26 protein-coding genes and 1 pseudogene are annotated in these 23,716 nt (G+C 23.0%); 23 read left to right on the top strand and 4 right to left on the bottom strand.

Going from position 1 to position 23,716, the window contains the following annotated elements; translation table 4 throughout:
* Positions 1-477: 477 nt before the first annotated feature.
* Positions 478-768: a hypothetical protein gene (locus ACE38S_RS03385; RefSeq protein WP_374696398.1), complete on the bottom strand. Its 291-nt coding sequence runs from the start codon at positions 766-768 to the stop codon at positions 478-480.
* 666 nt (positions 769-1,434) lie between these two features.
* Positions 1,435-2,937 (bottom strand): lysine--tRNA ligase, encoded by a 1,503-nt coding sequence (lysS, locus tag ACE38S_RS03380; RefSeq protein WP_374696397.1) that lies wholly within the window; start codon positions 2,935-2,937, stop codon positions 1,435-1,437.
* Positions 2,938-3,349: 412 nt separating this feature from the next.
* Between lysS and ACE38S_RS03375 the strand changes: the two genes are divergently transcribed.
* The 20 genes and pseudogenes from ACE38S_RS03375 (at position 3,350) to ACE38S_RS03280 (ending at position 20,771) form a co-directional block, all read left to right on the top strand.
* Positions 3,350-3,520, top strand: coding sequence for a hypothetical protein (locus tag ACE38S_RS03375; protein ID WP_374696396.1), 171 nt, complete (start codon positions 3,350-3,352; stop codon positions 3,518-3,520).
* A gap of 460 nt (positions 3,521-3,980) precedes the next feature.
* Entirely contained in the window at positions 3,981-4,064 is an 84-nt protein-coding gene (locus tag ACE38S_RS03370; RefSeq protein WP_374697123.1) for a hypothetical protein, read from the top strand.
* A gap of 620 nt (positions 4,065-4,684) precedes the next feature.
* Positions 4,685-4,924 (top strand): hypothetical protein, encoded by a 240-nt coding sequence (locus ACE38S_RS03365; RefSeq protein WP_374696395.1) that lies wholly within the window; start codon positions 4,685-4,687, stop codon positions 4,922-4,924.
* A gap of 554 nt (positions 4,925-5,478) precedes the next feature.
* Positions 5,479-5,721: a hypothetical protein gene (locus ACE38S_RS03360; protein ID WP_374696394.1), complete on the top strand. Its 243-nt coding sequence runs from the start codon at positions 5,479-5,481 to the stop codon at positions 5,719-5,721.
* Between the two features lie 60 nt (positions 5,722-5,781).
* Positions 5,782-6,234, top strand: a complete 453-nt coding sequence (locus ACE38S_RS03355) for a hypothetical protein (protein ID WP_374696393.1) — start codon at positions 5,782-5,784, stop codon at positions 6,232-6,234.
* Positions 6,215-6,385, top strand: coding sequence for a hypothetical protein (locus ACE38S_RS03350; RefSeq protein WP_374696392.1), 171 nt, complete (start codon positions 6,215-6,217; stop codon positions 6,383-6,385). The genes ACE38S_RS03355 and ACE38S_RS03350 overlap by 20 nt, the downstream gene beginning before the upstream one ends.
* Positions 6,386-7,085: 700 nt before the next feature.
* Positions 7,086-8,093: pseudogene (locus ACE38S_RS03345) on the top strand (IS30 family transposase).
* A 241-nt stretch (positions 8,094-8,334) separates the two neighbouring features.
* Positions 8,335-8,478: a hypothetical protein gene (locus ACE38S_RS03340; RefSeq protein ID WP_374696391.1), complete on the top strand. Its 144-nt coding sequence runs from the start codon at positions 8,335-8,337 to the stop codon at positions 8,476-8,478.
* An 853-nt stretch (positions 8,479-9,331) separates the two neighbouring features.
* A complete protein-coding gene (locus tag ACE38S_RS03335) occupies positions 9,332-9,493 on the top strand; it encodes a hypothetical protein (protein ID WP_374696390.1) in 162 nt (53 codons plus the stop codon).
* Between the two features lie 112 nt (positions 9,494-9,605).
* Positions 9,606-9,917, top strand: coding sequence for a recombinase RecT (locus ACE38S_RS03330; RefSeq protein ID WP_374696389.1), 312 nt, complete (start codon positions 9,606-9,608; stop codon positions 9,915-9,917).
* A gap of 21 nt (positions 9,918-9,938) precedes the next feature.
* Positions 9,939-10,130: a hypothetical protein gene (locus tag ACE38S_RS03325; RefSeq protein WP_374696388.1), complete on the top strand. Its 192-nt coding sequence runs from the start codon at positions 9,939-9,941 to the stop codon at positions 10,128-10,130.
* Between the two features lie 36 nt (positions 10,131-10,166).
* Positions 10,167-10,292 carry a hypothetical protein gene (locus ACE38S_RS03320; RefSeq protein WP_374696387.1) on the top strand — a complete coding sequence of 42 codons (126 nt, stop codon included), beginning with the start codon at positions 10,167-10,169 and terminating at the stop codon, positions 10,290-10,292.
* A gap of 203 nt (positions 10,293-10,495) precedes the next feature.
* Entirely contained in the window at positions 10,496-10,717 is a 222-nt protein-coding gene (locus ACE38S_RS03315) for a hypothetical protein (RefSeq protein ID WP_374696386.1), read from the top strand.
* A 326-nt stretch (positions 10,718-11,043) separates the two neighbouring features.
* Positions 11,044-11,472, top strand: a complete 429-nt coding sequence (locus ACE38S_RS03310; protein WP_374696385.1) for a hypothetical protein — start codon at positions 11,044-11,046, stop codon at positions 11,470-11,472.
* Positions 11,473-12,279: 807 nt separating this feature from the next.
* Positions 12,280-13,536: a histidine--tRNA ligase gene (hisS, locus tag ACE38S_RS03305; RefSeq protein WP_374696384.1), complete on the top strand. Its 1,257-nt coding sequence runs from the start codon at positions 12,280-12,282 to the stop codon at positions 13,534-13,536.
* Positions 13,537-14,678: 1,142 nt separating this feature from the next.
* On the top strand, positions 14,679-14,948 hold the full coding sequence (locus ACE38S_RS03300) for a hypothetical protein (RefSeq protein ID WP_374696383.1): 270 nt from the start codon (positions 14,679-14,681) through the stop codon (positions 14,946-14,948).
* 1,234 nt (positions 14,949-16,182) lie between these two features.
* Complete coding sequence (locus tag ACE38S_RS03295; RefSeq protein ID WP_374696382.1) at positions 16,183-16,464, top strand: hypothetical protein; 282 nt, start codon at positions 16,183-16,185, stop codon at positions 16,462-16,464.
* Between the two features lie 736 nt (positions 16,465-17,200).
* Positions 17,201-17,719, top strand: coding sequence for a lipoprotein (locus ACE38S_RS03290; protein ID WP_374696381.1), 519 nt, complete (start codon positions 17,201-17,203; stop codon positions 17,717-17,719).
* A 562-nt stretch (positions 17,720-18,281) separates the two neighbouring features.
* Positions 18,282-19,247 (top strand): DNA polymerase III subunit delta, encoded by a 966-nt coding sequence (holA, locus tag ACE38S_RS03285; protein ID WP_374696380.1) that lies wholly within the window; start codon positions 18,282-18,284, stop codon positions 19,245-19,247.
* Between the two features lie 33 nt (positions 19,248-19,280).
* Positions 19,281-20,771, top strand: a complete 1,491-nt coding sequence (locus tag ACE38S_RS03280; protein ID WP_374696379.1) for a hypothetical protein — start codon at positions 19,281-19,283, stop codon at positions 20,769-20,771.
* Positions 20,772-20,858: 87 nt separating this feature from the next.
* Here the strand turns inward: ACE38S_RS03280 and rpsT are convergent, their stop codons facing one another.
* Entirely contained in the window at positions 20,859-21,110 is a 252-nt protein-coding gene (gene rpsT, locus ACE38S_RS03275; RefSeq protein ID WP_374696378.1) for a 30S ribosomal protein S20, read from the bottom strand.
* 144 nt (positions 21,111-21,254) lie between these two features.
* Between rpsT and ACE38S_RS03270 the strand changes: the two genes are divergently transcribed.
* Together ACE38S_RS03270 and rpiB are read left to right on the top strand one after the other, a co-directional pair.
* On the top strand, positions 21,255-21,542 hold the full coding sequence (locus ACE38S_RS03270; protein WP_374696377.1) for a hypothetical protein: 288 nt from the start codon (positions 21,255-21,257) through the stop codon (positions 21,540-21,542).
* A gap of 66 nt (positions 21,543-21,608) precedes the next feature.
* A complete protein-coding gene (gene rpiB / locus ACE38S_RS03265) occupies positions 21,609-22,040 on the top strand; it encodes a ribose 5-phosphate isomerase B (protein WP_374696376.1) in 432 nt (143 codons plus the stop codon).
* Between the two features lie 56 nt (positions 22,041-22,096).
* Here rpiB and ACE38S_RS03260 read toward each other — a convergent pair whose 3' ends face one another.
* Positions 22,097-22,228, bottom strand: a complete 132-nt coding sequence (locus ACE38S_RS03260) for a NifU family protein (RefSeq protein WP_374696375.1) — start codon at positions 22,226-22,228, stop codon at positions 22,097-22,099.
* Between the two features lie 223 nt (positions 22,229-22,451).
* On the opposite strand from ACE38S_RS03260, the gene ACE38S_RS03255 reads away from it, so the two are divergent.
* Positions 22,452-23,474, top strand: a complete 1,023-nt coding sequence (locus ACE38S_RS03255; RefSeq protein WP_374696374.1) for a ribose-phosphate diphosphokinase — start codon at positions 22,452-22,454, stop codon at positions 23,472-23,474.
* Positions 23,475-23,716: the final 242 nt, after the last annotated feature.

Here is a 23,716-nt window from a genome sequence, read left to right as displayed (position 1 = left end):
CATTGAAAATTAGGACAAGTTTTTTAATCTTGATTAATAAATTAATAACTCAGCCTCACGGAATACCAAACGAAATAAAGTTTAAGAATTTACCAACTCCACAACTCCACCGGTTATTGTAAAAGGATTAAATACTAATTTTTGAGTATAGTTAAAGATAATACAGTTAACTTAAGCGATTAATAAAATTATTCATATTTAAAAAATATTCCAAACATTACATGCACCCATTTTATTATATTCAATTTGAACTTGATCAATTGTATTATCAAATTCATCTTTTCTTCTAAAATACAATGATGCTTAAGTACTAATAATATTGTCAACTATACCACCGTTTGTTTTTATTTTGTTTAGTGGTGTTATTTTTCAATCTTTTGATCAATAAAATTTAGAATCCTTATCTTCTGTATGAATAGTTGTGCCAACAGTGGGATTCGTTGCTGTTGAATTTGTTTTATCAGTTATAACAATAATTTAACTATTTTTTTGATTTAAAAAGTCATATTTACTTCCCATATCTGTTTTTCAATCTTTATAACCAGTTATCATAATTGGTTTGATCCCTTGAATGTTATATAAACTTACTTTGGGTGAATCATAAGTATTTACTTTGTTGGGTGGACAAGGATACATGTTATACATTAATAAATCACGATAATTCATTACTTTTGGATTAAATTGACCTTTAATAATTGGTCGATCAATAACTGGCATATTAAAAAAGATCGGATTACCCATAAAATTTAACCGTCATTGATCTAACACCAGGGTCTTTTAATAAAACCTCATCTAATTCAACAATGCCTTTATTTATTTTTTCATTATAAGTTATTTTAGGAAAACAATAACCTTCCCCGGGGCGCCTGATGTTTTAATAAATTGTTACACCGATAAACCACTATTACTAATTTTGTTATTAATACTTTGAAAAAGTAATTTCTTGTCATAAAAAACCACCATCATATGGTTAATAATAAATTAATAACGTTTGATGGATATAATCATTTGTCTATTTTGGGGTGCATGATTAATATCACCACCAATATTTAAACCACGGTCATTAAATACAATTATAAAAATTATAATAATCATTATAGGCACTGTGTAGATACAAACGGCAAATTTATATCTTGTTGAATTATTCACCAGATAATCCTTTCAATAAAGATACTATCCGATTAATAATGAAAATAAATTTATGTTTTTTAATATAAATATCAAAATCAATTGGTCATTCTGTTATCCGAAAATCATCATTCAAACCTTTTTCTTCACTAGTAATTAAAGGTACATCAATTTCTAATAAATTAAATTTAATAATAAAACAAAGAACTAATTTGCGTTTAATTAAACTAATATCTTCGAATGTTTTTCTCTTACAACATTAGAATTTAACATAACCAATTTCAATACTAAATGCCACACAATTACCTATTTTCCTCTTGATCGCATATGAGGAAATAATAATACATCTTTAATAGAATCTTGTCCTGTTAATAACATAACTAACCGATCAATTCCAATTCCCAAACCCCCAGCTGGCGGCATCCCATATTCTAATGCTTCAACAAAATCAATATCTAATTCTTGTGCTTCATCATTACCATTATCACGTTCTGCTAATTGAGTAACAAAACGATCATATTGCCCGACAGGATTATTTAATTCGGAATAAGCATTTGCATATTCTCGTCCTTTAATAAATAATTCAAATCGATCAGTAAATCTTATATCTTTAGCATTTGTTTTTGCTAAGGGTGAAACTTCAACGGGATGACCATAAATAAAGGTTGGTTGAATTAATTTATCTTCCACAAATTCTTCAAAAAATAAATTAATAATATGACCAACAGTATTATGAAATTTTTCAATTGGAACTCTCTTATTTTTGGCATTTTTTTTTGCTTTTGCAAAAGTCATTGGTTTTCAAAAATCAACTCCTGTATATTCTTTAATTGCATCAACCATGTGTCAACGCTTTCATGGTTTCTTAAATGAAATCTTTACGCCACCGTATTCTGTTTCATCTTTATTTAAGATATTTTTTGCAATATGACAAATAGTATCTTCTGTTAATTGCATCATAAAATTCATATCTTGATACGCAACATAAATTTCAACAGTTGTAAATTCTGGATTATGACGACTATCCATTCCTTCATTTCTAAATAGACGTCCTATTTCATAAACCCCTTCAAATCCACCAACAATTAATCGTTTTAGTGGCAACTCTGTTGCTACACGCAAATAAAAATTCATTTCTAAAGTATTATGATGAGTCACAAATGGTTTCGCTGCTGCTCCTCCATGAATTGGTTGTAAAACTGGTGTTTCAACTTCTAAATATCCTTTTTGATTTAAAAAAATTCGCATTAAAGCAATTATCTTACTACGTTTAATAAAAATATCCTTTGTTTCTGTTGATGTAATTAAATCAACATAACGACGTCGATATTTTTCTTCAATATCAGTTACCCCATGATATTTATCTGGTAATGGTCGTAATGCTTTTGCTAATAAAACAAATTCTTTAACTCGAACTGTTAATTCCCCTGTGTTTGTTTTCATCATTATCCCAGTAACTCCGATAATATCTCCTAAATCAAAATTAATAAATTCTTGATATTTTTCATTACCAACCTCATCATTTCGCAAATAAATTTGAAAAATTCCATTTTGATCTTGTAATGTTGCAAAACTAGCTTTTCCTGCTTCACGGAATGTTTTAATGCGCCCAGCAATTTTAATTGTTTTCTTCCTGTTATTTGTATATAATTTCTCTTTTGATAAATGACTAAATTGTTCATTAAGATCGTTACTTGTATGTGTTCGTTCAAATTTTGCAATTATAAAGGGATTACGCCCATCCTTAACTAGCTTTTCTAATTTATCACGTCTAATTTGTTCTTGTTCTGTAAAATTACGTTTTTCCATTTTAATTCTCCTTTTTATTATTTAGCAAACCCAATATTACTATTATAATAGGCAATATATTCATTAACAAGCTTTTTCAACTCAAATATTTTATTTATTTGTGTTTACCTAATTTTATAATTGGTCTCTGCTGGATTTTTTTTAAAATAAAATGATAAATTTTTATGCATTTCATCATCAGCAACCGTTCCCTATTTAAATGGTATCGTGTATGATGATGATCCAAAAAAAATAACTATTGTTAGGGTTGTTTTTTTATTATTTAACCTTAATTTTAAAATTAAATGGGACAGTTAAACAAATAAAAATATTATGTTAAAATCCAAATTTAAAAAAGGATAAATAATACAATGTATCAAAAATATTTAAAAATTTTTAATTAATAAAATACAAAAAATATGATGATAATTTAATGAAAGAATTTAAGACTAATTTAGGTAAGTTAATAAATACTGATGCTTTATATTTTGTCAAAACATTAGAAAATGATAGCGTTGATTTAATATTAACTGACCTACCTTATTTATATGATTTACCAACAATAAAAAAAACAACGAATGAAGTATTTTGATGAATTAAATAGTAAAATTAAAAAAAATAGAACAGAATTAGCAAAAAAAAAAAAATAAATATATTAATAATATTTATGATAATAAATTACATAATTCATTTAATATAAATACTTATTTAGATTAATTTTATCGAATTTCAAAAAATAAATTTATGTTAATTTGAATTAATAGAAGACAAATTAAAGATTACTTATAATGAGTTTATAAAAATAATATGAATTTTGATTTTTATTTATGAAAAAAAAACAAATTCGATGCCAATTAATAATTTTATTTTGCAAGATAAAGAATATTGTATGATTATTTATTCTAAAAAAGATCCAATATCAAAATATATAAATAACTATGAAAATAAAAAAAAAAACAATATTTAAAAACCCAATAGATTCATAATATAAAAAACATAACATCAAACAAAAAACCATTAAATATATTTGGCAATTTTATTAAAAACATAGCAAATAAAATGATTTAATTTTAGATCCTTTTATAGTAAGTGATACAACCATATATGTTTGTGAACAATTAAAACGAAAACGACTAGGTTGTGAATAAATAATAATTACTTTGCAATTATAGAAAAAAGAGTAAATAAAATACAAATTAAATTAAATTTTTAAAAAATTAATAACTTTCAATTGATTAAAAAAATAAATTATGTGGCAGTTTTAATTATCATGATGGTTGTATTATCACAAGTGATGTGAATACAAATTATTTCAGTAACATTAATTCCGTTATTTTTAATTATTATTTTTATAAGTGGATTTATTTTAAATTGATATTGGTGTTTGTTGATTTGTATTTATGTTATATTCTATATTTGATTTATTATTATGAGGTTTTACTGTGGGATCATTGTGATGAAATATCGGCACAGGTTTATTAGCTATTTTAATTAAACTAATTAATTGAATAAAAATAAATCATATAATTAAAATTATTCTAATTTTATTAGCAAACATAATTATTTATCTTCCGATTGATTTTATTATTTTTTAATTAAATATTGCTTTTTTAAATTTAGAACAAATAATTATTGTAATATTAATTACAAATACAATATTTTTATCAATTTTATATTTTATAACATTAAAAAGGCATCGTGTACGATGAACCGACAAAAACAACTCTTGTTAAATAAAAAAACTTAATATCAAGAAAAGGAGCAGATAATGAAAATTAATAAACAACAAACAGTATGTGGTGTTGATAATTACTATAAAGCAATATCATTCATTACCGAAGAATTTTTATCAAATAAAGTTTTATGAACTTTTGATAAACACAAATATTTATTAAATCAGACAAAAGATAAAAAACAAAAGATATTTTATAAACGCTTAGAAAATTCAAAAATTATCTTTGATTTAGAAACTGGTTTTTTAAAATTTTGATTTTATAAAACAATTTAATGCATTGTGGGTAGTTATTTTAAATAATTAAGTGATTTTATCATAACATGAGTTTAAACTCATTCCCACAGCCAGCCGAAGCGAGTACTGAAATAGTGTATGAGGAAATATGTAAATCGACGCTGGTTATATTTAAACTAAGCGATAGTCGTGCTAAGTGCAAGATCAACATTAAACCACAATAAATATTGAGATGATCATTTTATAAATAAATTTGGCGATAGATATTACTTTTTAAAACCGCTACCACTTTTAAAAACCACAAAAATAGCACCAATCTCTTTAAGGTGTAAGTAAATTTATTTTAAAAACTGAACGTTTTGACCTGAAATGGTGCTGGTGAAGAAAGAGAGTTCTCTGACTATAAAAGTAAAAAACAACTATCGATTATTATTAAACAATATACCGCTACTTTTCACCTTTATTGAAAGGGGTGTGGTATAGTAAATAAACAGATAAATAGATAAATACTTATATAAAAAAACTAACTATTGCTTTGGCACCTTCCTCACTTTAAAGTGATTATCATCAAATTAAAAATAGGAGGAAATATAATGACAGAATATAAAAGTTTGTATATTAATAAAACTTGAAATGAAATAACAATATCATTTGATTGAGTTAATTGTCAACCTGTTAATTATCGTATTTTACATCATAAAAATCATTATGATTTGCAATGTTTATATTTATCAAAAATATACTTAAATTTATTTAAAAACAATTTATATGTTATTAATTATAATATGAAACATTACAAAATTAATGATATTTTAGACTTGGCTTCGCATGGTTAAATAATATTACAAATTGATAAAAAAATAAAACAAAAAATATAGATCCAATTTTTAATAAAAATGACTAAATATATTATTGCAATTGATCCTGCCGGAATTGGACAAACTGGTATTATTATTTATAATGTTTTGCAAAACATTATAAATAATAATATTACTTTTAATTATAAAAACGAAGAAGACGCAATAAATAATATCTATTTAATATTAAATGAATTTAAAAAGCAAACCTGTTTTTATTTAAATAAAGTTCTTGTAATAATTGAAGATTATCAACTTCACAAAGGTTTAAAAATAACAAACCCCTTATCTACTCCTAAATTCATTGGTGGTGTACAAGTTTTATGCAAATATCAATTTAATTTAAAGTATGTTTTACAATCACCAGTTGTTAAGAAAAATTATCTTTATAAAGGAAATATTAAAATAACAGAACATGAATACGATGCTTGAAAACATTTACAATATTTTTTAACAAAAGGAGTTGATAAAAATGGCACAAACAAAAAGTAATTTATCTAAAACAACAGCCATTCTTAAAAAGACAAAAACAAAAAATAAAAGAATTAATAAATTAGAACTAACTGTTAGATTACATGAAAATCCAATTAAAACCAAAATTAAGGCGCTGGTTGCCGGTGGTGTTGAAGTTGATGATTGTTAAGCAAAATGTCAGTAAAATGGATTAAATTATTCAACATTATCAATATATAATCCACCAGTTGTATTTGATTTTTTAAAATTAAAAAAAGATGATTAGGTAAAAATTAAAAATCTTTAACTTTACAATCTCTATAAATTTTGGCGATTAGCATTAAATGCGCTGATAACTTTTTGTTCATAATTATTAACATCAACTATAGCCACATTTATTAATTTGATAGTAATATGTTGATTTTGCTATCTTTAATTTTGATCCTATTTGACCAATTTTTCGCATGGAATATTTTTCTTTATTATTGTTAATAATTTCTATTTTTTATCAACCATTAGCACTGCTTGCTTTAAGGGGTTGTTTTTCATTCGTAATTAGATTAATTCTTTCCGCAAGGCAATCAAGTCAATTTTCTTCAACAGTGCGATTATTTTTCGCTTTAAAAAATCCAGAATTATGAAATTTTTCAATTAACTAATATATAGTTGATTTTGACACCTTATATTATTTAAAAATTTCAAGAATGGTTTTACCATTTTGATAAAGTAAAACAATTTGTTTTTAAATTCATCGGTATATTAATTTCTTCCTATTTTTATATTCCTACTTTCTTCATAATTATATTTTATTTGAAAATCCACATAAATATGATTCAACTTCTTGCAACTTATTCACTCTTTGTTGTATATATAATACATTATAAGAAAAAATGAAGGGAATTTGTATAAAAATAAGAAAATTTAAATATTTAATATTTGATGAATGAGATTTTTTTAATAATTTATTGTTATCTGATGCTTGTAAAAAGAAAAATGGTACGATTAATTTGTCTGAAATAGCAAGACAAATGGACCCGCGAGATTAATTTTGTTAAAAGAGAAATTAAGCGATTTAAAAATATAAAAGATTATGATGCTAGTAAAGCACATAATGATTATTTAAATAAACGAAAAAAATCTGTCAAAAAAAATGCCTAAATTTACAGAAGAACAAAAAGAATGATTAAATGTAAGATTTAATAAATACCACGATACACCCGCACAAATTATTAGAAAATTTTAAAAAAGTTTGGTGTTAAATTTCCGGCATGTAAAAAACTTTATATAAATGAATTTATTTAAATTTATTAGGATTAAATAAACAAAATTTGCCTCATCGTGGTAAAAAATATAAAACAAAACAAAAACCTGATAATAGTGGAAAATTAATTAATTTTAAATCAATTTGAGATATTGAAAATAAAGTTTCTAGTGTTAGTTGATTTCAAATGTATATAGCAATTGATAAAGATCATTGATATAGTTTTGGGTGTTTAGTATTATTTGAACAGTCATGTAATAATTACTTTGCAATGAAATTAAAAAATCATAGTGCTATCGAAATTATAACAAAATTTAAAGATATTGTTATAAATAATAATTTAATAGGTAAAATGAAAGGAATTATTACAGATCAAGGCAAAGAATTTAGTAAATGAAGAGAAATGGAAATATTTACTGAAACACAAGTTTATTTTTGTGACCCCAGTAAACCACAACAAAAACCTTTAATTGAACATATGAACAGCGAATTTAGATATTCACTCCCTAAGGAAACTGATTTTAATAATGTTAATCAAAAAACGATAGATTGGGTAGTTAATGTTATAAATGATAAACTTCGACCCTGTTTAAACTGAGTAATTTCAAAAGAAATATTTTTACAAAATATTAAGTAAATTTTTATTATTTAAAATTAATAAATTATTTTTTAGTGTGTCAAAATATGTTCCAAATAATAACAATTTAAAAATAATTTATTTTTTTTTAAAATAGTTGCATTTATTTTTAATAATGTTGTTATCAATTTAACAAGAGATACAAATTTGGATCTTGTATCTATATTATGCCATTACTAAAAATGATATTGAAGATGAAAAAATAAACATAAGGAATTCACTTAATGATTATTTAAATTATTTGAAAGATTTTATATCAAAAATAACCGATAAAAATAATATTGATTATTTTAATTCTTTACAAAATAAAATTATTAATTACATAATTAAAAATAAAAACAATGCAGATAATGGTGGCGAATTAAAGTCTATTTTAAAAATGTAAGAAAAAAATACTTAAATTCACTTTCTTAATCAAAAACTATTTTAAATTAAGTAAGAAGAATTTTATTTTTATTTTAAAAAGAAATTAGCAATAAATTTAAAGATTTAATAGATGAAATTTTACAAAAACAAGTTTATTGACATGAAAAACAGCAACAATTAATTTTATAAAATAAATAATTAACTAATAATGTTGAAGTTATTGATCAATTAATTAGTGAAAACTAATTAAAAATTAGAGGATTAAAGCAAAAAAATATGACATTAAAATAATTGACATTGATAAAGTTCCTAATTAGTTTATTAAAAAATAATTCGATACAGACTATGTTTTAAATTGAATAAAAAATCAGCAAATTGAAAATCATAAAATCGATGGATTAGAAATTAATTACAAAACAAAATTTCATTATTAAATTATTTATAAAATTTATTTATAAAAATATTAATTTAAAGTATGAATATGAATTTTAAAAAGATGAACATAGATATAAATTTAATAATAAATTTTTGCCAAGTGTTACACCCATAGTTAGTAACTATTTTAATAAAAATTATTCTGATATTAAATGTTTTGTATATTTTAATAAAGCAATAATTAAGGGTAATATTATTAATGAATTTTTAACAATAACATTATATGATTGTGTTAAAAATGAAAACGAAAGAAACAATATTAATCAAATATTAAATTTATTAAATGTTGAATTTAATGAAATTAAATAATTATTTCCATTAATAAAAAAGTTTAATGATTTTATTTAAAAAAATGAAAAAGAATTTAAAAAATTTATAGTAATAATAGAATAACCAATTTTATATGGGTTAATTTGTAGTACACCGATCGGTTTTATATGGAAAATAATAATGCGGTTGTTGTTGATTTTAAAATTTGAAAAAATGTTGAACTTAAAAAAATTAAAATGGCACAATTACAAATTACAGGATATGCGCATTTATTAAAAGCAAAAGGTATCAATGTTGCTGATAAAAGTGAAATTTGAATTATAAATTAAAATGAAATTTAAAGAATTAATTTTAAAATAATAACTAAATTAAATTTAGAATGGCAAGACGCAAAAGCACAATTTTTTAAAAATTGTGCAAATTTTAAATAGGAGATTTAAAATGGAAATTAAAAATTATTTAAAACAACCAAACACAAAAAATTGATTAAATACAAAATTTAAAAATGAAAAAGAAAAAGATATTTTTGTTAAAAATGTTCTTTCAATTTGAAATAAAAATAAATTATTTAGTAAATGTGAATCAAATAGTACTTTATCAGCGTGTTATCAAGTTATGTTATTAAATTTACCAATAGATCAAAATTTAGGTTTTATTTATGTTGTACTTTACTACAATGAAAAAGAAAATAAGTATTTGGTACAACTTCAAATAGGATATAAAGGGATATATATATCCAACTTGCTATTATAACTGGACAATATTTAACTATTAATGCTTATTGAAGATAAAAATGGTGAATTTAAAAATTTTAATTTTTTAAAGGAAGAATATAATTATAATTGAATAGAAGATAAAAACCAAATAATTAAAAAAGAAACTATTGGATATGTTGCATATTTTAAATCATTTAATGGTTTTGAAAACTTTATTTTTAACAAAAGAATAATGCGAAAGTCATTTTAGTAAATATTAACAAACTTATAAAAATATGGAAAGTTTATGGTTAGTTGTTTTGGTGATATGGCTATTAAAACTATTTTATCTACTTTATTAAAAAAATGAGTAATTATTAATATTGAAATGCAAGAAACACATAAATATGATCAAACAGTTATTAATGATTAAAACAATATAAATTATATTGATAATCAATAACTTATTAACATTAAATCAAACAACAATATTAATAATGAAAATTATAATGAAAAAATAACAATTTTAATGAAAATATTTTAATTAATGATGATTAAATATTATAATAATAATTTATTAATGAATAATAAATATAAAATTCGTCCAATTAATAATAAATTATATCATACTACTGAATGGAAAAAGTAAGAGATTATTACTTCACTTTAAAAATGAGTATGTGTGAAAGATGTAAAAAAGATAAGGGTTATTTAAATAAAGGAATAATAGTTCATCATAAAAAATATATAAAAGATCAAGATTTTATTAATTGAAATAAAGAAATATTATTATTAATAAATAATTTAGAGTTATTATGTTTAGAATTTTACAATAAAGAACATATTCGTGAAAAATAATTTAAAGATAATAATGAATTTTTGATTGGCAACCCTTTTTAGGAAACTTTTTATATGGAATGTTTTTATAAATTCAACATTCCATATAAAAAGTTTCCTAAAAAGGGTTGCCAATCAAAAAAAAACACACACACAATAGTATCTACCATACATATGCTGAATGTGATGAAGAAAAATATACTGTAAAAAGACCTGTAATTGCAAATAAATTAGATGTTTTTAAAATGTGATAATATTCTAGATTATCTTTTAAAAAACAAATTTAAAACCATTTCTTATAAAATTATTTACTTTAATTTAAACTCATTACAACATGACACCCAATATTGAAATTATGGATTTTAGGTGATGGTGTTTTATTAATTAAAAATACTAAAAATTTTATGTATAAATATTTTCCTAAAAATAAAACTAACCATACAATATATAAAATTCATCTTAAAAGTAGATTTAAAAAATTATATCCTTATCAAAATAAAAATAAGGAAAATAGAGAAACAAATCATAAAGCCGTTGATTATTTTTATAATGCTATATATGAAGAATTATTACAACGCTTAGAAGAAAGTAAATTTTTTATAAGTGATGCTAAATTAGATTTTTTGAATAAAACTATTGCATTAATTAAAAATAATGAAGAAAGAGTCATAAATAAAACACTATGAAATAGTATTGATTGTCATATGGAAGGTGATATTTTTCATTATTGAAAAGGCACTATGATCAAAAAACAATTTATAGCGAAAAACTATTAGAAATAAATTAAATGCTATTATGGTGGGATTAAAAAATAAAATTGATTTATTTAATAGTAGTGAACAACTATTAGAAGAAAATAAATTTAATTATTCAGTTAATAATTTTGTAAATAATAATTTATAATTAAGCTTATATTTTTATTATTTTCATATAAGAAATTAAATAATTTTAATAAAAATGTATTTTTGTTATGGAAAAATTAAAAAAATACAAAAATATATTGACAACAAAATTAAAAGTAATATAATTTAATTAAGTAAGTCATATAATTATTCCACAATTTCTAAAGTATTAATTTAAGACCCCAAAATAATTTATACGGCCAATTTAGTTTATGAATATTATGTATTATTTGGCAAAAAGAAAACTAAATTAAATATAATGGAAAATATTGTTAAGATTATTATTTTTTTAGATTATGTTAATATAATAGATTTTCCAGATGATTTTATAAATACGTGTAAAAATATAATATAAAAATATTTAACTATGAAAACTTAGCATAATTATTTTCATAGTATTTTTAATTTTTAAATAAGTTAAAAATGTTTAATTTATTTTACTTTTCTTAAAAAATAGGTATAATTTTAATTGAAATAAATTATTGTAATAATAATTTAACAAATAAATAGTGGCTGGTGGAAAAACTATTATAATTTTAAAGTGTTTTGACAACGTTATGATAAAATTTAATAGGTTTTTACAATAAAGCGCATTAACTAAAAGATAATGAAATAGGACGGCACCGCGATTTTTTATTCTTAAGCATTCTTTTAGTTTTTTATTTAGAAGGAAAGTTAGTTATGAATATTCAAAAACCACGTGGAACAGAAGACATCTATTATGAAAAAGCAAGTGAATTAAGTGCCTTAGAATTAATATTGCGTAGTCTTGCAATGCAATATAATTATCATGAAATTAGAACGCCAATTTTTGAAGCGAAAGATTTATTTGTTCGTTCGATCGGAGTTGAAACAGATATTGTTAGTAAAGAAATGTTTGAGTTATTAGACAAAAAAGAACGAGAATTTGTTTTGCGACCAGAAGGAACAGTCCCTGTAATTCGTAGTATTATTGAATATAAATTATATGGAAAATATGAATTACCATTAAAATTATTTTATCTTGGCAATATGTTTCGTTATGAACGACCACAACATGGACGTTTACGTCAATTTAATCAGTTTGGTGTTGAAGTTGTTGGGGCAAAGAACTATTTATTAGATGTTGAAGTGATTTTACTTGGGTATACACTTTTAAAAACAATTGGATTAAATTATTTAACCTTAAAATTAAATTATTTAACCGTCGGTGTTGAGCGAACAAAGTATCTTGTTGTTTTAACAGCTTTCTTCCAACAACAAGAATTATGTTATGATTGTCAAATTCGTGTTAAAAAGAACCCCTTACGTGTATTGGATTGTAAGATTGACAAAAATAAATTTGATACAGCGCCTAAAATTTATGATTATTTAACAGAAGAAGAAAATAATGAATTTAAAGTCTTACAAAGTTTTTTAACAAAATTAGAAGTGCCTTTTGTTTTAGATTATAAACTAGTTCGCGGATTAGATTATTATACAGGGGTTGTTTTTGAAATTGTTATTGATAAAAAAGAACGAGAACTAACCCTATTAGGCGGAGGGAGATATGATCAATTGGTTCATACCTTTGAACCAAGTTTGGATTATCCCGCTGTTGGGTTTGCTTTGGGGTTAGAACGATTATTGTTAACATTATCAGAACAGAACATTACTTTGGTTGATGAACCATATCTTGATGCTTATTTAATTTGTTTATCAAATAATGCGCGTCATTTCGCGGTTTCTCTTTTATTAATGTTACGTGCCAGTGGTTTACGTGTGGAATGTGATTATTTAGCACGCAGTGTTAAAGCACAATTTAAATCTTTAGAGCGGTTAAAAGCGAAACGCGCAATTATTATTGGTGATGAAGAATTAAAAAAAAATGTTATTAAAATTAAAAATCAAAAAACAAACAAAGAACAAGAGGTTAAATTTGAAAAAATTATTGCCTTTTTAAATAAGGAGAATAAATAAGGCGTCCTGTACGATGAACCGGAAAAATTTATTGTGAGATTTTTTTTATTTTTATATGGCATCGTGTACGATTAATCTCCCCAAAAACAACTTTTGTTAAATAAAAATAGTTGTTTTTTTTATTTTTAAAATCAAAATTATTAATTAATTAAAAAAAAGACATTATTTTAAATTCTTAAACATATAAACTTTTATCACAACTTTTTCGTTAACTTAAAGTTGTGTTACACATTTATTAAATATCTTAGAAATCTTTACAAAAAATGTATCTGTTTTTCTCCTAATTTAAAGTGTTGTTCTTTCTCTATTTCAGTTAATTAATTTTGCTATAAAAAACTTAATATCAAGAAAAGGAGAAGATAATGAAAATTAATAAGCAACAAAGGATATGTGATATTGATTTGTAACAATTATCAATATCATTCATTACCGAAGAATTTTTATCAAATAAAGTTTTATGAACTTTTGATAAACACAAATATTTATTAAATCAGACAAAAGATAAAAAACAAAAGATATTTTATAAACGCTTAGAAAATTCAAAAATTATCTTTGATTTAGAAACTGGTTTTTTAAAATTTTGATTTTATAAAACAATTTAATGCATTGTGGGTAGTTATTTTAAATAATTAAGTGATTTTATCATAACATGAGTTTAAACTCATTCCCACAGCCAGCCGAAGCGAGTACTGAAATAGTGTATGAGGAAATATGTAAATCGACGCTAGTTTATTAGAACTAAGCGATAGTTGTAATAAGTGCAAGATCAACATCAAACCACAATAAATATTGAGATGATAACTTTATAAATAAATTTGGCGATAGATATTACTTTTTAAAAGTGGCGGCGGTTTTAAAAACCACAAAAATAACACCAATCTCTTCAAAGTGCAAGTAAATTTATTTTAAAAACTGAACGTTTTGACCTGAAATGGTGCTGGTGAAAAAAGATAGTTCCCTGAATATAAAAGTAAAAAACAACTATCGATTATTAAACAATATACCGCTACTTTTCACCCTTATTGAAAAGGGTGGCATAGTAAATAAACAGATAAATAGATAAATACTTATATAACTAACTATCGCTTTAGAACTTTCACTTTAAAGTAAGTGCCAACGAATTAAAAATAGGAGGAAATATAATGACAGAATATAAAAGTTTGTATATTAATAAAACTTGAAATGAAACAACAACATCATTTGATTGAGTTAATTGTCAACCTATTAATTGTCGTATTTCTCATCATAAAAATCATTATGATTTACAGTGTTTATACTTTGCAAAAATGTACTTAAATTTATTTAAAAATAAATGAGATGTTATTAATTCATATATGCGACATTACAAAATTAATGATATTTTAGATTTGTCATTAGATGGTTGAAAAATATTACAAATTGATAAAAAATAAATCAAACAATTTAGGAGATTTATATGAAAAAGAAAATTTGTCTTAAACAAAGATATTGAGATTATTTTTTTAAATGTAATAAATAAAACAAATTAAATAAATTAATGCTTATAATTTATCCATTGTAACTTGATGATATTACTTATGAACATTGAGCATTAAACACTAAAAATAATTAGGAGGAATAAGAAAATGTCATATTGTATTAGTAATTACTTATATGCTAAATTATACTTGTAAGTGCAAGTATAATTTAGCATATAAAAAAGAATTTTTACATTTTTTACATCAAAATTATAATATTGAAAATTGTAAATTAACTATTGCAGGTGATGGAGCAACATGAATCTCAAAATTTGCTAATTAAATTGGTACAATTTACATTTTAGAATAACTTCACTTAGTGAAAGAATTGAAAAATATCTCCTTATTGAATAAAAAAATTTATTAAAAATTTAACTAATAATGAAAAAATGATAAAAAAATTTATTGAGATATGAATAAATTATTTAAAATAGCGTCCATAATAGAACAATAAAATATTAAAAAAATTAATAAAAATCAAAAACATTAAATAAGATCCATTTTTGAAAGATAAAAAAGATATAAAAAAATTTATTAATTATATTAATAAAAAAAAGATGGAATTAAGGTTTATAAAAAATTGATATATGAGGTTTTTGCATTAAATCACAAATTTATCATAATGTTAAACGGTTAAAAGGCTATAGCTCTAAACCATATAGTGAAAAAGTTTTTAAAAATATGATTACAATGAAAATGGTGAAAGATAATAGCGTGGATTTAATTGGATTATATCTTGAAAAGATAAATAAAAAAACTACAAAAAGAACATAACTTTTATTTTAATAAAAATTACCTATTTTATAAATTATTATTTTTGGTTTGTAATTTTTTAATTTTATGATATAATTTAATTAATTAGAAAAGATAAATTTATCTTTTTCTTGGTTAGTTCTATTTTAATAGATAAATATTTATTTAAATAAGACATCACCCACCGAATAATTTATGCAATCAAAAATTTATTTTTTTGAAAAAAATGGTTGTAATTTATTAAAAATATTTTATTATTAATCTAAACAATATATAAATTTGCCTTTTGTATCTACACAGCGCCCGTTAATAACAGGAAAGAGGATTAAATAAATGAAAAAATTACTAAGTTTATTAAGCATATTAACAATTAGTGGGATTGCTGTGCCAACTGTAATTGCCGATTGTCCCTATCAAAAAAAATAATATTAAAGATTTATCTGAATTAAATTGAACAGTTTTAAATATAACCGAAAATAAAAGAGATACAAAAAATAATCAAACTAAACATATATTTAAAAATAATGGAGCTGACATACCAACTCAACAAAAAATCAAAAAAATAAAGCAATTAAATCCCCAAACAAATATTAATAGCATTAATGTTACAAATATTACTGAAAATAGTGTAGTAATTACTATAATTTGTTTTAGTAGTAAAAAACAAGTAATTTTATAATTGATAAATCTGTACCAATAAATAAAGTTATTACAATTACTAATTTAGGAGAAATTGATATAAATAAATTTAATGATATTTATTATGAAAAATTATTTAAATTTTTTTAAAAAAAATCAAATTCACAATTAGACATTAATAAAATTAATTTAATAGATATTACATCGTATACTAGTAAAGTTAATTTAAATGATACAAGTATTTATACTGGTAAAATAGATATTAATTATTCTTGACTAATAAAATCAATTTTTAAAAATTTAGAATTAGGTTTAATTAAAATTAGTGGTGTTGATAAACCAAATTCAGAAAAAATTAAAAATAAAGTAAAAGAATTAAATAAAAATTTATAAAATAATATAAATTATTTTGAAGTTAATAGTATAACACCGTAAGTGCAAAAATAAATTTTTAAAAAGATATTTTAAGTGGTGAAGTAGTCGTTAATTTTATATCTAATATTAATTTAAATAAAATTATTACTAAACCTAATTTAGGTGAATTTTTAACTACTGGTTTATTTAATCCAACTGAACAACAAATTAAAGATAAGTTAAAAGAAATGTATGATAATTTAGATATCACAAAAATTAAAGTTGAAATTATTAATAATAATTAATAATAATAGTGAAACTATTAATTTTTATGATATAAATATTTATATAGAAAGTGTAAATGTTAACTATACTGTTTTAGTATAATTACTTAATTGATAATAATAAAAAGGAAATATTAAATGAAAAAAGTTTTAAGCATTTTAGGAACAATCACTTTAATTATTAGCACAAGTACAACAAGTTTAGTTGCTTGTAATATGCTAAAATATAGCGAAGATGAATTAAAAAAAGAAAAAGAAAAACATAAAATAGATACTAAAAACCAAGAAATAAGAGACAATTTAGAATGAATAGCACCACAAGAAAAACCATTTAAACAAGCAGATAATAATTATTATTTTGTTGTATGACGTGGTGATAAAAATGATAATTGAAAAATTGTTAAATTTAAACATAATGAATTAAAAATAGGAAAAATATTTGATAAATATAATAAACATACATTAGAATTAAGAGAAGAAATTGGGTATCCATTTTATTTTATTTTATATGTTAGGTATTCATCTTATTTAGCTCCGGCAGATTGAGAATTATATAATAATGAAACATATTTTAAGTCAGTTTATCGTTGAAATTCATTAAATATACAAGAACCTGACTTAATTATTGATGAAGATGGTAATGTAAAAGTTAAGTAAGAATTAAAGAATAGATTTTAATCTTCTTTTATTTTTTACCTTTATTTAAATAAAATCTAATTAAGTAATTGGTTATATTGTTTCACAATTTCTAAGATATTAATTTAAGACCCAAAATAATTTATACGACCAAATAATAATAGTTTAGTCTTTTTGACCGAAATAAAGCATTATCAAATTTTACTAACAAAGGATATTAGTAAAGAGATTGAAATAAATTTATTCAAATAACAGTTATTGTCGATTACTTTGTTACAAGTTGCTCACCATGTTTTAGAAACTAGTTAAAGTATAACTTTTTTGCAAAGATTAGTATATAAGTTTATTTTATTTCTGGTTAAAAAACCAAACAACAAAATTATCCGGCCAGGGTAGTTTTAGCAAGATTGTGGGAGATTAATTGTCAAACTTATTTTACTGGTGGTAAACACAATTTGTAATTTAATAGTACATTACAGACGACATCAATTAAATTATTTTAAATTATCATTTTAATTAATATTTTTTATGATAATATTACTTTATCATAGTTTTTAGAACATTTTAAAGGAGTTTCAAAAAGATGTTTTTAATATATGGCGAAGATGCTTTTTTAATTAAAATGCAGAAAAATAAGATTTTAGCAAAAATTAATCCTGATAATGAATATGATTTACAAGAATATAATTATTTAGAAGATTCTTTACCATCGATTTTAAATGATGCTAATACTATTCCGTTATTTTCAAATAAAAGAATTATCATTGTAAATGATAGTTATTTTATTACTGAAGTAAAAATTAAAGCAAAAGTAAATAATAAGAGTAATTTACCACAGTTAATGGAATATTTAACAGCACCAAATCCTAGTACTTTTATTATTTTTATTTGCCCAGTCAATAAGATTAGTAATCGTTTAAAAATAACGAAACAAACGTTGGAATTAACTAGTGTTTTAAAGGCGACAAATTTATCATATAATGAATTAACAAAATTTATTAATGATTATATTGTAAAAAATAATGGAACGATTAAACAGCATCTAATTCCCAAGATTGCGGAATATTTACCAAATAATTTGTATATTATCCGAAATGAATTAAAAAAATTATTATTAATTAATTATGATATTACCGATGACTTAATTGAAAATAATATGACAAAATATTTGGATACCGACATTTTTAAATTAGTTGATGACTTATTTAAAAATGATTTAAATAGTTTTTTAATAAATTATCATTATTTGCAAGAACGAGGATTAAGTAGTATTGTTTTATTAACATTGATTACAAGTAGTATTATTTTTACGAGAGATATTATTGTTCTATTGGCTTTAAAGAAAACACCATCTCAAATTGTTGAAATTTTACAAATTCATCCATTTCGAGTAAAGAAAATTTTAGAACATATGCATAATTTTAGTATTAAAAAAACAAATAATATTATTCAAGAATTATTTTGAATTGATTATAATATAAAAAAAGGTATAATAAGAAGAGAAATTAGTAGTGATTTGTATTTAATTAAATTATTTGATATAAATTAAATTATCACAAAGAGATATGGGGGAAACAAATCAATGAAAGAAAATAAATTATATGCACATATAGTTTATGTATTACATAATGTTTTCAAAGATGATAATATAAAGGCACATGTAATAGTTAATGTTGAATTTAAAAAATTAGTAATTCAACAAATTTGTAATTTATTAACATTAGAAAAAGAATTTAATGCAAATTTAAATGATAATAAGTTTACCCTTTCATTTGCTCAAGTTTTAGCGGATATTACTAATGAATCAGAAACTATTGAGAAAGTTGATGGTGTTACTTTCGGTACCCTAGATGAACAATATGTTACTTTTGTGCAATATATTGTTAAATATTTTGAAGTTGAAAAAAGTTATATTACTAAAGAAAATCACATTACAAATGAATTAATTGATGCAACAATTGATTTTACGGATGAAAAAGCAATTGATAATGCTAGAGATAAATTGAAAATTAAAACTAATGAACAAAAGGCAGCTGAGTCGTCATCTGATCCAGGATTTACAGTTGGGATTGGTGGAACGGGAGCCTCAATTGGCAGCATTGTTCCAGATTTTAATAATTATGGTAAATTTGATATATCACAAATGATACAACAAATGGCAAATATGCCTATTCACCCTCGCTTAAATCCCCATTTTTATTTTTATACTTCAAAACCAAAATATATGCCAATTTTAAAGAAAATTGTTGCTGGTTTTGTGATTTTAGCTTCTGCTTTGTTAGTTTTATTATGATTTTTAAATTCATATTTAAATATTTATTTAGACACAAAAGTAATTGTTTATACAATTCCAGGGACTAGCCAAATAATTATTGTTGGGGGTGGCGTTGACAGTGCTTTACACAATAATAATAATAATTTTAGTGAAGTTTTTGTTTTTGGCTCAAAGTATAAGTTTTTATTAATGCAGTCCGCGGGTTTACAAATATTTTTAGGAATTTTATCAATTTTACCAGGAATTTTCTTGGGTAATGAATTATTGAGAAAGAAACGTTTTAAACGGGATAATTATGTTGTTAGATTTTGACCAGTTGTATTGTCAATTATTATTTTGCTTTATTCTTCATTATCATTAATCCAAGTATTATTACCAAATGCTGTTGATAAGTATTTTAATAATATCTCAGTTCCAAAGGGTGGGTATTTTTTAAAAAACGATCCAAATTTAGAAACAACAGGGGGATTATTATTACCTGATTCAGATTTAGCTTTTATAATTAAAAGTTTAGTAAATGAAGTTAATAATAGTACAATTTACCAAGTATTACGAATTTTCACAATTATTTCAATGATTGTTGGGATTGTTGCTGGGATTATGGTTGTTGTTTTAGCGGTTTTATCTCCTAAAATAGACAGTAATAAATTAATTCGTGCTAATACAGAATACCAAAAAGCTGTAACAGCAATGATGAATGGACAAAAGTATGAAATTGATCAAACATTATTTGATGATGATTTTAAGGATGATAATGTTTTTGAAAAAGATGATTATAATAAATCAAAAGATAAATAAAATAATTAAAAATAAAAAAATTTATAACTAGTTATAAATTTTTTTATTTTTAATACACTTATTGTCTTTGTTGAAAAGGATTTAAAATTAGTGTGCTTTAATCATTAATTTACTTTTAACATGAGCGGCCTTATTAGCATGATAAATTCCCTTAGTAACTGCTTTGTCAACTAAACTAATTGCAATATTAACTAATTCTGGTGCGTTTGTTTCTTGAGTGTTAATTGCAATTTCAGCTTTTTTAATTGCTGTTTTTACTGATGATTTAAAAGATTTATTTGCTAAATTAGCTTTTGCGTTAGTTTTAACTCTTTTAATTTGTGATTTAATATTAGCCATTTTTTATCTCCTTTCGTCTTTTAAGATACAAGGGAATTATAGCAAATAGATAAAAAAGTGTAAAGCAAGAGAGTGCTTTTTCTTAATATTTTATAATATTTTTTTAAATATTATGTATAATAATTACAAAGTAGGTGGACCAGAATGGGTTATTATTATCAACATAATTTAAATTTTTCTTTTCATTGTTTACAACGAATTCGTCAACGAATTCCAATTTTTAAAAATGAAAATGATTGAATTATTAAAGAAAAAATTATTAAAATGATTGATAATTCTTCTGACCGAATTGAAACAATCCGTAATTTATATATTAAGTTAGATGATTTTAAAAGGGATTTATATGTTGTTGTTGAAAAAAAATCCCATTTAATTATAACGGTGATGCCAATGAGTCCTAGCAATTTATTAGATATTATTGCAAAAAATTAATTTTTGTTTTTTTATTTAAGAAAGCAATATGTTATAATTAAATTAGAAATAAAAGAGTACTAAAAAGTGAAAATTGTAATTGGGAACGACCATACGGGAACTGAAATGAAAAAAGCAATTGTTAAATATTTAACAGAACAAAAGCATCAAATTATTAACTTGGGAACAGATAGTGTGACGGCAGTTGACTATCCTGATATTGGTCAAGCTGTCGGGGAAAGAGCAATCCAAGAGAAAAATAGTATTGGAATTGTGATTTGTGGAACGGGCATTGGAATTTCAATTGCAGCAAATAAAGTAAAAGGGGTTCGAGCAGCATTATGTAATGAAACGTTGTTAGCAAAATTAGCTCGTGAACACAATAATGCTAATGTTTTAGCGTTGGGGGCTAGAGTTATTGCTAATCAAAATGCGATTTGAATTGTTGAAATGTTTTTAAATACTGCATTTGATGCTGGGCGTCATAATCTTCGTGTTGATAAACTTAATAAATTTTAATATGAATTTCTATTACTCATTATTTTTTTAAGTAATATTTTACAATACAAAAAAAGTTAAATAATAACTTCAACAGATTTAATATCAGGCATTTCTTGTTTGACAATTTGTTCTACGCTATCTTTAATTGTTGAATAAATTAAACCACAACCAATACACAATCCCAATAAACGAACACAAACAAACATTATCTTTAACTTTTACAAATTAAATATCATGTTATCTTTATTAATGTGAGAACGAAAGTTATCAATAATATCTCTTGTTTGTATCATTTTATCACATTAATTCTTTAATTATATCATTTTTATGATAAAATTTTGTTTAATTCATTATGCAAATGTATATAATAATAGGTATAAATTCAATTTATAATTTTTTATTGGAGCTTAAATGTTTAAAGGAGAACTAATGGAAGAAAAAAGTTTTAGAATATATGGCCTATCTGCGGGAATAAAATTATCTGATGAAATTTGTAAAATTTTAGGTGTTAAAAGGCAAGAAATGGAAACAATTCGTTTTGCTGATGGTGAAATTATGGTAAGAACAATGAATTCGGTACGAGGGAAGAATGTTTATATTATTCAATCAACATCTTGGCCAGTTAATGAAAATTTAATGGAATTATTAATTGCTATTGATGCTTTAAAACGTGGCAGCGCTCAAAGTATTAATGTGATAATCCCTTACTTTGGGTATGCTCGTCAAGATCGTAAGGCCCGTGGTCGTCAACCAATTACGTGTAAATTAGTAGCAAATATGTTAACAACAGCCGGGGCAACAAAGGTAATGACTGTTGATTTACATTCACCACAATCGATGGGTTTTTTTGATGTACCAGTTGATGATTTACGTTCAACTCAAGAACTAGTAAAAATAATTATGCGGAAAATTGAAGAAGACCACATCAAGGAATATGTAGCAATTGTTTCACCAGATCATGGCGGATTAGTTCGGACACGGAATGTTGCTGATCGATTAGGGAATTTAGTTGGTAATATTGCGGTAATTGATAAGCGCCGACCAAAACCAAATGTTAGTGAGATTCAATTTGTTTTAGGGGATGTTAAAGATCGTGTTTGTTTTATTGTTGATGATATGATTGATACGGCTGGAACAACTTGCAATGCAGCGAAAGCATTGAAACAAAATGGCGCAAAAGCAGTGTATTTATTAGCTTGTCATGGTGTATTTTCACCACCAGCAAAAAAACGTTTAATTGAAGTTATTAAAGATGGGACAGTTAAAAAAGTTATTGTTACAAATACAATTGATATTAATGAGGATCGTTTATTTGATGGTTTAGAAATTATTTCTATTGCTGATTTAATTTCACAAATGATTAAGGCGATGATTGAAAAACGTAGTTTATCTGATGTTTATTCAAGTTGTAATGAAAAAATAAAAAAATTAATTAAAAAAATGAAGAAATAACTGTGTTTTTAAAGCTTGCCCACTATTAATTAATAGGGAACAGACTTTTTTTAAATTTTAATGGTGCTCTTACTATTAGTCAAGATATAGTATAATTCATTTGTATAAGAGTAGATTAGCAACCATTTTTATGACACTTTTATATGGATTGTTGTTTTTTTCTAAATTCAACAGGTATTAAATAATTTAAACTACCGTGAATTCGAATATTGTTATATTAATGCACAAAGTTAAATAATTTG

Source organism: Spiroplasma endosymbiont of Polydrusus formosus (assembly GCF_964263245.1).
GTDB lineage: Bacteria > Bacillota_I > Bacilli_A > Mycoplasmatales > Mycoplasmataceae > Spiroplasma.
This window is presented reverse-complemented; position numbering and strand designations above follow the sequence as displayed.